The sequence below is a fragment of the Pseudomonas sp. B21-021 genome (genome assembly GCF_024749205.1).
Lineage (GTDB): Bacteria > Pseudomonadota > Gammaproteobacteria > Pseudomonadales > Pseudomonadaceae > Aquipseudomonas > Aquipseudomonas paraglycinae.
This window is the reverse complement of record NZ_CP087192.1, coordinates 2,109,538-2,123,337: the sequence shown is the minus strand read 5'-3', so window position 1 is coordinate 2,123,337 and position 13,800 is coordinate 2,109,538. Positions and strand designations below refer to the sequence as shown.

At 61.8% G+C, this 13,800-nt stretch carries 7 protein-coding genes and 1 other RNA gene; 1 reads left to right on the top strand and 7 read right to left on the bottom strand.

Annotation, left to right across the window (positions count from 1 at the left end; all coding sequences use genetic code 11):
* Positions 1–26: 26 nt before the first annotated feature.
* Complete coding sequence (dnaX, locus tag LOY31_RS09525; protein ID WP_127797422.1) at positions 27–2,111, bottom strand: DNA polymerase III subunit gamma/tau; 2,085 nt, start codon at positions 2,109–2,111, stop codon at positions 27–29.
* 145 nt (positions 2,112–2,256) lie between these two features.
* Here dnaX and LOY31_RS09520 point away from each other — a divergent pair, with 145 nt between their 5' ends.
* The gene (locus LOY31_RS09520) at positions 2,257–3,006 is read left to right on the top strand and encodes an ABC transporter substrate-binding protein (protein WP_258713148.1); all 750 of its coding nucleotides are present in this window, start codon (positions 2,257–2,259) and stop codon (positions 3,004–3,006) included.
* A gap of 9 nt (positions 3,007–3,015) precedes the next feature.
* Here the strand turns inward: LOY31_RS09520 and LOY31_RS09515 are convergent, their stop codons facing one another.
* The 6 genes from LOY31_RS09515 to smc form a co-directional block, all read right to left on the bottom strand.
* Complete coding sequence (locus tag LOY31_RS09515; protein WP_258713147.1) at positions 3,016–4,971, bottom strand: hypothetical protein; 1,956 nt, start codon at positions 4,969–4,971, stop codon at positions 3,016–3,018.
* A gap of 229 nt (positions 4,972–5,200) precedes the next feature.
* Positions 5,201–5,297, bottom strand: an RNA gene (gene ffs / locus LOY31_RS09510) — signal recognition particle sRNA small type.
* 111 nt (positions 5,298–5,408) lie between these two features.
* Positions 5,409–6,575, bottom strand: a complete 1,167-nt coding sequence (locus tag LOY31_RS09505) for a putative zinc-binding metallopeptidase (protein ID WP_221532985.1) — start codon at positions 6,573–6,575, stop codon at positions 5,409–5,411.
* A gap of 165 nt (positions 6,576–6,740) precedes the next feature.
* On the bottom strand, positions 6,741–9,098 hold the full coding sequence (gene ligA, locus LOY31_RS09500) for an NAD-dependent DNA ligase LigA (protein ID WP_258713146.1): 2,358 nt from the start codon (positions 9,096–9,098) through the stop codon (positions 6,741–6,743).
* A gap of 87 nt (positions 9,099–9,185) precedes the next feature.
* Positions 9,186–10,052: a cell division protein ZipA gene (gene zipA / locus LOY31_RS09495; protein ID WP_007951644.1), complete on the bottom strand. Its 867-nt coding sequence runs from the start codon at positions 10,050–10,052 to the stop codon at positions 9,186–9,188.
* Between the two features lie 258 nt (positions 10,053–10,310).
* Complete coding sequence (smc, locus tag LOY31_RS09490) at positions 10,311–13,799, bottom strand: chromosome segregation protein SMC (RefSeq protein ID WP_258713145.1); 3,489 nt, start codon at positions 13,797–13,799, stop codon at positions 10,311–10,313.
* Position 13,800: the final 1 nt, after the last annotated feature.

The window sequence follows — 13,800 nt, the reverse complement described above, 5'->3', positions numbered from 1 at the left end:
CCAGACAGGCCGGACGCCCTCAGTTATTAGCCCTGACTGACCAGGGCGTCGACAGGTTCAATAGTATCGTGTCGCACGACCGCACCGAACTGCTGCACCATCTGCTGGATGAACGGATCGCCGTGGATCGATTCCTCCGCCTCGCGCTGACGGTTGGCACGGCGCCGGGACGCGGCCTGGGCCGGGGTTTCCTGCTCGGGCTTGATCAGCTCGATGGTCAGGGTCAGCGTGCGCCCGTGGAACTGGTTCAGCGCATCGTTCAGACGACGCTGCTGGGTGGCGTTGAACAAGGCGCTGTGGGCCGGGTCCAGGTGCATCAGCCAGTTGTCGCCATCGACCGCGATCAGCGTGCAGTTGGCGGCGATGCTGCCGGTCATGCCGGAGATCGGCAGTTGCGGGAACAGCTCCAGCCATTGCAGGGCCAGACCGGTGGCCGGTGCGGCGGCAGGTTCCGGCTCGGGCTCCGGGGCCGGTTCTGCGGCGTGTTCGCTGGCCAGATCGTCGAGGTAACTGTAGGCCGAATCCATGTCCGGCTCGATGTAGTCCTCGTCGAGCGGCGGCTCGTCGTCCATGTCCATGCCCGGCGTGGCGGCATCGACGTCGGCCACCGACGGCTCGGGGATCGGCGCGGCGGCCCACTCCGGGGCGTCCGGCACGACGCTGTCCGGGGTCGGCAGCGGCATCGGTGGCAAATCAGGTTGTTCGGCGGTTGTTTCCAGCACCGGTTCGACGGCTGGCTGCTGCACAGGCGCCGGTTCTACCGGGTCGTTCCACGGCAGGTCGACGACTTCTTCAACGGCGACCGGCTCGGGCTCAGGCTCAGGAACGGGTTCCGGCGCAATCACCGGGGCAACCGGTGCAGGCTCGGGAGCCGGCGCAGGTGCAACCACCGGCGCTGGCGCGGGCGCAACAGCCGCAGCAACTACCGGCGCAGGTTTCGGCGCGGCAGCCACTGAGTTTGCGGAATCAACCGTGGCCTGGCTGATCCCCACTGGCTTTAGCGGTTGCCTCGGGGCGTCCGCCGTGTCTGCCGGCCGGAAGGCCAGCATCCGCAGCAGCACCATTTCGAAACCGCCTCGCGGGTCCGGCGCCAACGGCAAGTCGCGGCGTCCGATCAGGCCCATCTGGTAATAGAACTGCACATCTTCGGCCGGCAAGGCCTGGGCCAGTGCCAACACCCGGTCACGGTCGCCGTGGCCGTTGTCGACACCTTCCGGCAAGGCCTGGGCGATGGCAACGCGGTGCAGCACGTTGAGAATTTCCGAAAGCACGCCGTTCCAGTCCGGCCCCTGTTCGGCCAGATGACGCACGGCTTCGAGCAACGCCTTGGCGTCGCCTTCGATCAGCGCATGCAGCACGTCGTAGACCTGGCCGTGATCCAGCGTACCGAGCATCGCCCGCACATCGGCAGCCAGCACCTTGCCTTCACCGAAGGCGATGGCCTGGTCGGTCAGGCTCATGGCGTCACGCATCGAACCGTCGGCCGCGCGGCCGAGCAGCCACAGGGCGTCGTCTTCGAACGGGACGTTTTCGGCGCCCAGAACGTGGGTCAAATGCTCGACCACTCGCTCAGGGGTCATGTTCTTCAGGGAGAACTGCAGGCATCGCGACAAAATCGTTGCCGGAAGTTTCTGCGGGTCGGTGGTCGCCAGGATGAACTTGACGTAGGGCGGCGGCTCTTCGAGGGTTTTCAGCAGCGCATTGAAGGAATGGCTGGAGAGCATGTGCACTTCGTCGATCAGGTAGACCTTGAAGCGCCCGCGGCTCGGGGCGTACTGCACGTTGTCGAGCAGCTCGCGGGTGTCCTCGACCTTGGTCCGGCTCGCGGCGTCGATCTCGATCAGGTCGACGAAACGGCCTTCATCGATCTCGCGGCACACCGAACACTCGCCGCAGGGGCTTGAAGTGATACCTGTTTCACAGTTCAGGCATTTGGCGATGATCCGCGCAATCGTGGTCTTGCCGACGCCCCGCGTACCGGTGAAGAGGTAGGCGTGGTGCAGGCGCTGGCTGTCCAAGGCATTGATCAGAGCCTTGAGCACATGGGTCTGGCCGACCATTTCGCGGAACGAGCGCGGACGCCATTTACGTGCAAGAACCTGATAACTCATCGAAAACCGTCGCGGCAAAGGAAGCAGAAGCGGCTAATGCTAGCGGAGCAAGGCCAAAATTGCATCCGGTGTGCTCGTCTATTCTGGCTAAGCTGCATGAGCGAGGGCTTTTGTCGGCTCGGGATCGGGAATTACCGGAGCGTTTATGCGGTGGGCCGTGGGGGCATTACTGGGATTGAGCCTGAGCGCGATGGCGTCGCCACCGCCGCTGCGCTTCGTGGTTGCCGACAGCTGGGCAATGCCGATGGTGCAGATCGAACGCGGCCGCCCGACCCAGGGCATCCTCTACGACATGATGCTCAGCCTCGCGACCCAGGTTGGCGTGCCGGCGCAATTTCACGTCCTGCCCCGCGCCCGCGTGCAGAACGCCATGGAACACGGCGAAGTCGACGTGCGCTGCTATGCCGCACAATCGTGGTTGCCGAACCTGTCCGGCGATTACATCTGGAGCCTCCCGCTGTTCTTCCAGCGCGACCTGCTGATCAGCCGTCAGGACCAACCGCCCAACGCCGATCCGGCCCACCTGCCCCGCCAGTCGATCGGCACCGTGCTCGGCTACAGCTATCCCACGCTGCAACCGATATTCGACGCCGATCGACTATGGCGCGAAGACGCACGCAATCAGGAACAAGTGCTCGACAAACTGCTGGCCGGCCGCTACCGCTACGCCGTGAGCAATCAATGGACCCTGGACTGGTTCAACCAGCGCCTGCTGCCGGGGCAGCAACTGCAAGCGGTGGCAGTCTTGCAGGAGCAGAAAGTCGGCTGCTATGTGCGCAACGATCCGAATGTGCCGGTGCAGCGGATATTGAGGACGTTGCTGCGAATGAAAATGTCGGGGGAGATTGATGACATTATTCGGTTGTATACCGGCAGCGCGGGCGGCGAACCGTGAGGCAGCCCCTCAATGCCCCGCCGTATCACGAAACTGCTGGTACTCGTGATACTCGACCCACGCCACCACATCGTACGGCACGTATAGCTTCAGCCTGGCGCGGGAGATGGCGATGTACACGGCGCAGATCCGCTGGTCGAACGCGTAGGCATCCTTGAATTTCTCGTTGGTCAGCAACCCCGGTGTCAGCAGGACCTTGTCGAACTCCATGCCCCCCGCCTCTTCCGCGAGCATCAGCAGGCAGCCATTGCCGGCGTTGTCGATCATTCGGTTCAGGCGTGTCAGGTCGGCAATCATGAAGCCGCTTTCCAGCTTGGCCTTGACCCGCAGAAACGACTCGTCGAACTGATTGGCATCGCACACGGCTTGCCAGTCAGGCAGGTCGCTGAAGTACGGATGCACGCCGTTTTCGCTGAATTCGGAACGATAGAAATCAGGTTTGAACAGTTCGATGGCGGTGGCCATGAAATGCTTGAGCTCATCCTGGGTTCGCTTGTCCGGGAATCTGAACTTGCAGTTGGAATCGTGCAGGTGGATGGCCCAGATCATGCTGTCCCACGGCGATGCCGTCAGCACTACGCAACCCTCGGACGGCACGAAACCTTCCGGGTATTCCTTGATGACGACATCAGCATCGCTGGCGCCTTCGAACGGAATCTTGCCCTTCTGCGAATGCCGGGCGATCAGCGGGTTGACCAGCCGTTCGACGTTGCGACCCGAACGCACGGAATAGCTGATATCGCTTTGGCGAACCTCACGGTGCCGTTTGACCGGCACGCCGCTGGCCTGCTGGTACTCGTCGCCGAGGGTGATCAGCACCTGACGACCGCGTTCGATGATCTGCAACAGCGATCCGGGAATGTCCTGGCTCTCGTCGATCAGCACGTGCGTGTAGCGCGCGGGCACCACGCAGCCGGCGATGCAGGCGCGCTTGATCATCAGCAGCGCTTCGAAACCGGTCTGGCTGCCCCACGCCGGGTTGAGCTCGAGGTAGCCCCACACCCGGCTCGAATACTCCAGCAACACCTGAGCGTCGACGCTGGAGAGCGGCTGGTTGAAATGCGGCAGATGCTTCGCCGAAAAGGTGTGATCGCGGAAGCGGCAGTAGCGTTCGATCACTTTGAGGCAGAGTTCAAGGGTCGCCTGCCCGTCGTGGTGGCGAAAACCGAAGATATTCAGTTCCTGCGCCAGCGCCTGACGGGTCGGGATTCGCCCTGCCTCCTCCTGAGGCCTGCGCCCGAGCATCAGCGACTGCGCAAACGCCAGGAAGGTCTTGCCGGCCTTCTTCTCGCTCGGCCCCACCATGCGCTGGCGAAGAACTTCCAGTTTGGCCGGGGTGCGCGCCAGCAACAGGGTCTTTTCCGGGCGCAGATGTTCCAGCAAAGCGACCAGCAGATGGCTCTTGCCGATACCCGCGTAACCTTGAACGTGCAGGTCTTCGTCCAGGTTGGCGCGGAAGGTCCTGACCAGTTTGTCCTGCGCCGGGCTCAACCAGCGCTCGCGGTAACGGGGCGTCACTATCGGCTGGCTGAACGGGTCATGACTGCGATGGCGCCGGACTTTGTATTCGAAATCCCACTGGCCGTCGGGCAACAAGTAGTCGCGTGCCGATATTTCTTCAGCCAACAGAAAACGCAGGTTCAGAGGGTTCAGGACCTTCAGGCCGAAATACAGTTTGCGCGGGTCGAACAGTCGCTGGGCTTCGGACAGCAGGCCCGCGGTCGTTGCCTGACGAGTATCGACAGCCCACGCCAACAGCTTGGCCAGAATCTTCTCGGCCGCCACGGCGCCGAGATCCTGCTCTTTCGTCTGCACCAGATTCTGGATGACCAGCACTGCCGCCAATTCCGGATCGGTCAGGCTTTCGAGGGTTTTGGCCCCACCCGCCTGCAACAGGTTCGCGCAGGTTTCATCCGTGACGGGCAAGAACACAGGGCTGGATAGATCGGAATGTTCCGGGAGCATAAAACCTCGCGACCAGGGCGCAGACCTTGCAAGGTCGATCCTGGCCAGACTCTTCATTTAATTCGGTGGCTGCGAGTATGCGCGATTGCAGGGGAAATGATTACCCGTGTCGGCGCACTCGAGAGCAGGAGGTTTGGGTACGAACCGACAAATCGCAGGCATAAAAAAACCGCAGTGGGCAAAACCCATGCAGTTCAGTCGACGCGTTCGATGTTCGTTAAGGTGGTAACCCTACCAGCCACACCCCGGCACACAATGTTCCCGCTGTGGCTGCTGCCTTCCGGCTCTGACCAGGTTCACGGGTAATCGTTGCGGGGGGACCGATAGGGTCACCATAACGACACTCGCCTGTCGGCGAGCCGCGCCATTGTACCTATCTGAGACGAAGTTACAACCGCTGGTTGCAGATTAAAAATATGAAGGGCTTCAAGCACTTGCTATTGCGCCTGAAGCACCTCGTCCGCGCGGCCGCCCTCTTGCTGGATCACCAGATGAATGAAGTGCAGCTTGGCGATCGCCGCCGGCGGTAGCACGAACGGATAGAAATCCGGCTGGCCCATGCTGCGGGACAGTTCGTTGAGCATGCCGGCCAGTTCGATCCATGCGTTGACGAACGACAGGAACGCCGCGCCCCCGGGATGCTCGGGATCGTACAGTGTGCTCGACGGAAACGGCTGGTAATCCAGGTCCATCTCCCGGGCACTCATGCCGAAACCCAGCGCCGTATCCACCGCGTCCATCATGTGCAGGTAATGCGCCCAGGTTTCCGCCCAGTCTTCCCACGGGTGCATGGTGGCGTAGGCGCTGACGTAGTGCTGCGACCAGTCCGCCGGTGCGCCCTGTTGATAATGCCGCTCCAGCGCTTCGGCATAACTGGCGCGTTCATCGCCGAACAGGTTGCGGAATGAACCGAGCCACGGACCGTTGTCGATCAGGCGATCCCAGTAGTAGTGCCCGACCTCATGGCGAAAGTGCCCGAGCAATGTGCGATAGGGTTCGTGCATCTGCGCTCGGACCTGCTCGCGGTGGGCGTCGTCGGCTTCTTCGATGTCGAGGGTGATCAGGCCGTTGGCGTGGCCGGTCATCGGTGCGTTGCCTTGCAGATCGACGCCGATGAAATCGAAGGCCAGGCCGGTGGCTTCGTCGACGGTTTTCGGGACGACCGGCAGGCCGAGGCTGATCAGTTGCGCCACCAGCCGCCGCTTGGCGATTTCCACCTTGCGCCAGCGTTCGGGGTTTTCCGGGACAGACAGATCGGGAATGGTGCGATTCAGATCGCAGGCCGCGCACAGGGTGTCGTGATCGTTGGCGGGCAGCAGCCAGTTGCAGGCCGCCGGGGTGTCGAGGTTGGCACAACGTCGGAACAGCCCGGCTTCGGGGTCGGCGTCCAGCGTCCAGGTGCCCTCTTGCGGCCCCGGTTGCAGCGAGGTCAAGCGACTGTGTTCAGGTTGATAACCCAGCGCCGCGTTGCAGGCCAGGCACTGGCTGTTGCGAAAGAACAGCGACTGGCCGCAGCGGCACGGCCAGATTTTGCTGTTGCGCGAGGATTCGCCCATGAACGGCGCGACGATGCGGGAACTGAGCTGCTCGAAAAAGCGGTACATGGCGATCTCTCCCTTGGGCTTGCCAAGACTAGATCATTCCCGCCCAAAGATCGTTCCCACGCTCTGCGTGGGAATGCATACCGTGACGCTCTGCGTCACAGCGGACGCGGAGCGTCCGGGGTGGCATTCCCACGCGGAGCGTGGGAACGATCACCTGTCGATCAGTCAGGCGCTGATACCGTGCCCTTTCAGGAACGCGATAAACGCCTCTTCATCCATCACTTTCACGCCCAGTTCGTTGGCCTTTGTCAGTTTCGACCCCGCGCCCGGCCCGGCGACCACGCAATGGGTCTTGGCCGACACGGAGCCGGCGACCTTGGCGCCGAGGCTTTCCAGGTGTTCTTTGGCGACATCGCGGCTCATCAGCTCGACCTTGCCGGTCAGCACCCAGGTTTCGCCAGCCAACGGCAGGCCTTCGACGACTTTCTTTTCGCTCTGCCAGTGCATGCCGAAATCGCGCAGTTGCTTCTCGGCGTCTTCAGCCAGTTGACGATGCTCGGGCAAGGCGAAAAACTCGCGAACCGAGTTGGCCTGCTTCTCCGGCAATGCCTGGCGCATGTCCAGCCAGTCCGCGTTCATCACCCCTTCCAGCGATTCGAACTTGTCCGCCAGCTTCTGCGCGCCACCCGGCCCGACCGAAGGAATGTGCAGCTTGTCGAGGAAGCCACCCAGCGTGGTGCTCGCGGCAAACTCGGCGCCCAGCTCGCCCTGATCCTGAATCTGCAAACCGTGGCCCAGCAGCTCGGTGATCACCTGCTGGTTGTGCGCATCTTCGAAGAAGCTGTGAATCTCGTGCGCCACTTCCAGGCCGATGTCCGGCAAGTACGTCAGCACCTGCGGCAAGGCTTGCTGAACACGCTCCAGCGACCCCAGCGAACGCGCCAGCACCTTGGCGGTCTCCTCGCCGACATCCGGAATGCCCAGCGCATAGATGAAGCGCGCCAGGCCCGGTTTCTTGCTGTCTTCAATCGCAGCCAGCAATTTGTTGCTCGACACCTCGGCGAAGCCTTCGAGATCAACAATGTCCTCGAACTTCAGCGCATAAAGATCAGCCGGCGAACTGACCAGACCTTCGTCCACCAGTTGCTCGACGCTCTTGTCGCCAAGGCCTTCGATGTCCATCGCCCGACGGGAGACGAAGTGAATGATCGCCTGCTTGAGCTGCGCACCGCAGGCCAGTCGGCCAACGCAGCGATACACCGCGCCTTCGCTGATGGTTTCCTTGCCCTTGCTGCGCTTGACAAGTTGCGTGCGCTCGACGTGGGATCCGCAAACCGGGCAGCTCTCGGGAATCTGCACCGGCCGCGCGTCTTCAGGGCGACGCTCCATGACCACTTGCACCACTTGCGGGATCACGTCACCGGCGCGGCGAATGATCACTGTGTCGCCGATCATCAGACCCAGTCGGGCGACTTCGTCCATGTTGTGCAGCGTCGCATTGGCCACGGTGACGCCGGCGACCTTGACCGGTTTCAGCCGCGCCACAGGGGTGACGGCGCCGGTGCGACCGACCTGGAATTCCACGTCGAGCAGTTCGGTGAGTTCTTCCATGGCCGGGAATTTGTGAGCGATGGCCCAGCGCGGTTCCCGGGCGCGAAAGCCCAGTTCGCGCTGGTCGGCAATGCTGTTGACCTTGAACACCACACCGTCGATTTCATAGGCCAGCGAGTTACGGCGTTCGCCGATATCGCGGTAGTAATCCAGGCATTCGCCGATACCCTTGGCCAGTTTCAATTCGTGGCTGATCGGCATGCCCCACGCTTGCAGTTGCTTGAGGTTGCCGATGTGGGTGTCGGAAATATCGTGGGAGACCTGACCGATGCCGTAGCAGCAGAATTCCAGCGGACGGTTGGCGGTGATCTTCGAATCCAGCTGTCGCAGGCTGCCGGCGGCGGCGTTGCGCGGGTTGGCGAAGGTCTTGCCGCCGACTTCCAGTTGCGAGGCGTTGAGGCGTTCGAAACCGGCCTTGGACATGAACACTTCGCCGCGCACTTCCAGCGTCGCCGGCCAGCCCGTGCCGTGCAGCTTCAGCGGGATGTTGCGCACGGTGCGCACGTTGACGCTGATGTCTTCACCAGTGGTGCCGTCGCCGCGGGTGGCGCCGCGCACCAGCACGCCGTCCTGATACAACAGACTGACCGCCAGACCATCGAGTTTCGGCTCGCAGCTGTATTCCACCGCCGCGCCACCGCCGAACAGGTCACCGGCCGGCAGGTCCAGACCTTCGGTCACGCGGCGGTCGAACTCGCGCATGTCGGTTTCTTCGAAGGCGTTGCCGAGGCTGAGCATCGGCACTTCGTGACGCATCTGGGTGAACGCGGTCAGCGCCACGCTGCCGACGCGCTGGGTCGGCGAGTCGCTGGTGATCAGTTCCGGGTTGGCCGCTTCCAGCGCCTTGAGCTCGTGGAACAACCGGTCGTACTCGGCATCCGGAATGCTCGGCTCATCGAGAACGTGGTAACGGTAGTTGTGCTGATCGAGTTCAGCACGCAGCTCTAGAATGCGGGTTTCGGCGGCAGTCATGGGTGTTCTCTCATAAAGCAAAAGAGCAGCCGAGGCTGCTCAATCTATTTTGCCGATTGCCCCTTTATTGCGAGGCAACCTTTTCAATCAACGCTTCTGGGTCAGGGCGCGACGTTCGAATTCAACGATGCGCTGACGGTAGTGCTCGATGGTCTGCGCGGTCAGGACACTGCGCTGGTCATCTTTCAACTCGCCGTTCAGTTCCTGGGACAGCTTGCGGGCTGCCGCCACCATCACGTCGAAGGCCTGCTTCGGATGACGCGGGCCTGGCAGGCCGAGGAAGAAGCTCACCGCCGGGGTGCTGAAATGGTCGATGTCGTCCAGATCGAAGATACCCGGCTTGACCGCGTTGGCCATGGAGAACAGCACTTCACCGTTGCCGGCCATGCTTTCGTGACGGTGGAAAATATCCATCTCGCCGAAACGCAGACCGCTTTCCAGAATGTTCTGCAGCAGTGCCGGGCCCTTGAAGCCAGCCGGATCGCGGCAGATCACGCTGATGACCAGCACTTCTTCGGCTTGCGGCTGATCCTTATCGGCCACTGCCGCCGACGATTTGGTGGCAGGCTCGACGAAATCATCGTCGCGACTGCTGAAGCTCGGGCCGCCGTCCAGATCCAGATCGAGGTTCAAATCGCCCTGGGCCGGACCGTTGCTGCCACGCTTGCCACGCTTGGAACCGGATTCGCGAGGCTCGCGTGCTTCGCGGGCCGGCATGCTCACCGATGGCAGATCGTGTTCGTCCAGTTGCGGCTCTTTATGGGTATCCAGCACGCGGGCCGGGCCCAACAGCTCGGCGCTGGTGTCCTCGTCCGGCAGGTTGGACAGACTTCGGTCAAGACGGAATTTCAGTTTTCCCTTGCCGCCGCGCATACGGCGCCAGCCATCGAAAAGAATACCGGCTATCACAATGATGCCGATGACGATCAGCCACTCGCGCAGACCGATTTCCATGTAATCCCGTGCCTCTATAAAAAATGCTGAAAAATAAGGGGTTTACACTGTGCAAACCGCTTTAAAACGTGGCGCCAACTCTATGTTCTGACAGGCGTTTTGCCCACGTATACGAAAAATTGACATTAAACTAGCACGACCAAAGACAACTTTACACCGTCTGTCTCATTGGCTTGCGCGATTATGTCGATTGGCCAGCAAGTCGAAGCCGGTAAATATGTCCTACAGACTACAAATACCTTTTCCGACAGCGCCGGCTCAGGCATCCACCATCGCCATCGCCTCCTCGACATCCACGGCTACCAGTCGCGAACAACCCGGCTCGTGCATCGTCACGCCCATCAACTGGTCAGCCATTTCCATGGCGATCTTGTTGTGGGTGATATAGATGAACTGCACGGTCTGCGACATCTCTTTGACCAATCGTGCGTAGCGTCCAACGTTAGCGTCATCCAGTGGTGCGTCAACCTCATCGAGCATGCAGAACGGCGCCGGATTCAACTTGAAGATCGCAAAAACCAGTGCCAGTGCCGTCAGGGCTTTTTCGCCGCCGGAGAGCAAATGGATGGTGCTGTTCTTCTTCCCGGGCGGCTGCGCCATGATCGTCACCCCTGTATCGAGTAGATCTTCGCCCGTCAGTTCCAAATACGCGCGTCCACCACCGAAAACTTTCGGGAAAAGCGCCTGTAAACCGCCATTGATCTGATCAAAGGTATCTTTGAAACGGTTACGGGTTTCCTTGTCGATCTTGCGGATGACGTTTTCCAGAGTCTCGAGGGCTTCGACCAGATCGGCGTCCTGGGCATCCAGATAACGTTTACGCTCGGATTGTTGCGTGTATTCATCGATCGCCGCGAGGTTGATCGCGCCCAGACGCTGAATGCGCGCGGCGATGCGTTCAAGTTCTTCTTCGGCAGCCTTCTCGCTGGCCTCGGCGGTCAGGGTGTTGAGCACGCCGTGCAGATCGTAGCCGTCTTCCAGCAGTTGATCCTGCAGGGCCTTGCGGCGCACGGTCAGGGCCTGCCATTCCATGCGTTGCTGTTCGAGCTGGCCACGGATCAATTGCGATTGCTGCTCGGCCTGGGTCCGGCGTTTTTCCGCGTCGCGCAGTTCGCGGTCGGCGTCTTCCAGAGCGATCTGGGCGGTCTTGAGTTCGTCGTCGACGCTCATGCGCTTGTCGAGCAACTCTTCGAGTTTCAGACGCAGCTCTTCCAGCGGCGCCTCGCCCTCCTCCAGATTCAGGCTGAGCTGTTCACGCTTTTCGGTGAGGCGCTCGGCCTGCATTTCCAGACGTTCAAGGGCCTGACGCGTCGAATCATGTTGTGCACGCAGCGAACCCAGACGCACGGCCAATTGATGGGCGTGGTCCTTGTGCTGGCGGGCTTCCTGACGCACCCGATCCAGCCGTTCGCGCAGGCTGTCGCGCTGGGCCAGCAGCAATTCGCGCTGCTCGGTGTCGAGGGCCATGGCGTCGAGGGCGTCCTGCAACTGGATCCGCGCTTCGCCGATGTTTTCGTGTTCCAGTTCGCGCTGCTCGGCGAGCTCGACCAGTTCTTCGTCGAGGCGGGTGCGACGCAGGTTCAACTGCTCGGCCTTGGCTTTGCCGGCGGACAACTGGGCTTTCAATTCACCTTGCTGACGGGCTTCGTCTTGCAGCAAGCGACGCAAATGTTCGCGACCGTTTTCCTGCTGACGCTGTTGCGCTCGCAGGGTCTGCAAACGGGTTTCCATGGCCTCGACCGTGGCTTCGCGCTCTTCGCGTTCCGCATGCAGCGACTCGATTTCCTGGCCGCGCGCAAGCATGCCGCTTTCGGCTTCGCTGGCGCGGCGCACCCGCAGGAAATGCCGGCCGACCCAGTAACCGTCGCGGCTGATCAGGCTCTGCCCGGCAGCCAGTTGGCCGCGCAGGGCCAGTGCCTGTTCAAGGCTGTCGACCGGTTTGACCTGAGCGAGCCAGGGCGACAAATCGACCTGCGCCTCGACCTTGTCCAGCAGGCTGCCAGCCACGCGCACGCCGTCATTGCCGGGGCTGAGCAAACGCAGATCGCCCTGGGCGAAACCGGACAGATCGAAGCCGTCGAAATCATCCACCAGCACCGCTTGCAGGTCGGCGCCGAGCACGGTTTCCACCGCCAGCTCCCAACCGGCCTCGACCTTCAGGCCTTCGGCCAGACGCGGACGCTCGGTGAGGTTGTGTTCCTTCAGCCATTCGGCGGTGCCGGTGCCCGGATCGAGCGCGGCCTGCTGCAAGGCTTCGAGGGATGCGAGTCGGCCATTGAGGCGCTGCAAATCGCCCTGCGCCTGTTGCTGCGCAGTCAATGCTTGCTGCAATTCCTGGCGCAGTTGCTCGAGCTTTTCGACCTGGGCTTCTTCGCTGGTCTGCAAATCTTCAAGGGTCGCTTCGGACTCGGCGAGCTGTTCGCTGAGCTCCATGATCGCCGCGTCTTCCGGATCGGCCGAGAGTAGTGCCCGCTCTTCGCCCAGACGCTTTTGCCGATCGGCCAGACGCTCCATGCTGGTTTCCAGCTGCTGGATGCGCGACTGCTGCACTTCGGCCTGACGACGGGGTTCGGCGGCAGTCAGGTTGAAGGCGTCCCACTGTTCCTGCCAGCCGTGCATGACGGTTTCGGAGTCTTCCAGCGCAGCGGCGGCTTCTTCGGCCGCGGCGTTGGTGATTTCCTGCTCGGGCGTCAGTTGATCGAGCTCTTCGCCGAGAGTCAGCAGTAAGGTGCGGTCGTGGCCCAGGTGCGATTCGGTTTCGAGGCGTGCGCGTTCGGCTTCTTTCAGATCGTCCTGCAATTGGCGCAGACGCTGCTGGCCGTGCTGGATACTCTGCTCGACCCGGGCGATGTCGCCGCCGACCGAATAGAAGCGCCCCTGCACCAGATTGAAGCGCTCGGACAGGTCATGGTGACCGTCGCGCAGGCGTTCAATGGCCGCGTCGGCGTTGCGTTGCTCGGCGACCAGCGCTTCGAAGCTGATTTCCTGGTTGCCGATGATCGATTCGCGCTGACCGACCTGATCGTTCAGATCCTGCCAGCGCAGGGCCGACAGCTGCGCCTTGAGCTGGCGTTCTTCGGCTTTGTATTCCTGATACTTCTTGGCGGCCTCGGCCTGACGGTGCAGGCGTTCGAGCTGACGCTCGAGCTCTTCGCGCAGGTCAGTCAGACGGGCAAGGTTTTCGTGGGTGCGGCGAATGCGGTTTTCGGTCTCGCGCCGGCGCTCCTTGTACTTGGAGATACCGGCGGCTTCTTCGATGAAGTTACGCAGGTCTTCAGGCTTGGACTCGATCAGCTTGGAGATCATTCCCTGCTCGATGATCGAGTAGCTACGCGGCCCGAGGCCGGTGCCGAGGAAGATGTCGGTGATGTCGCGACGACGGCATTTGGCGCCGTTGAGGTAATAAGTCGTCTGGCTGTCGCGGGTCACTTTGCGGCGGATCGAAATCTCCGCATAAGCGGCCCACTCGCCCAGCAGCGTGCCGTCGGAGTTGTCGAACACCAGTTCGATGCTCGCCTGGCTCACCGGTTTGCGGCTGGTCGAGCCGTTGAAGATGACGTCGGTCATCGACTCGCCACGCAGGTTCTTGGCTGAGCTTTCGCCCATTACCCAGCGCACGGCGTCGATGATGTTCGACTTGCCGCAACCGTTCGGCCCGACGACTGCCGCCATGTTACTGGGGAAGTTCACCGTGGTCGGATCGACGAAGGATTTGAACCCCGCCAGCTTGATGCACTTGAGCCGCAAG

Bases quoted from the DNA above. Each gene is read 5' to 3' on its own strand.
- dnaX (WP_127797422.1), bottom strand. From the start codon at position 2,111: ATGAGTTATCAGGTTCTTGCACGTAAATGGCGTCCGCGCTCGTTCCGC.
- LOY31_RS09520 (WP_258713148.1), top strand. From the start codon at position 2,257: ATGCGGTGGGCCGTGGGGGCATTACTGGGATTGAGCCTGAGCGCGATG.
- LOY31_RS09515 (WP_258713147.1), bottom strand. From the start codon at position 4,971: ATGCTCCCGGAACATTCCGATCTATCCAGCCCTGTGTTCTTGCCCGTC.
- LOY31_RS09505 (WP_221532985.1), bottom strand. From the start codon at position 6,575: ATGTACCGCTTTTTCGAGCAGCTCAGTTCCCGCATCGTCGCGCCGTTC.
- ligA (WP_258713146.1), bottom strand. From the start codon at position 9,098: ATGACTGCCGCCGAAACCCGCATTCTAGAGCTGCGTGCTGAACTCGAT.
- zipA (WP_007951644.1), bottom strand. From the start codon at position 10,052: ATGGAAATCGGTCTGCGCGAGTGGCTGATCGTCATCGGCATCATTGTG.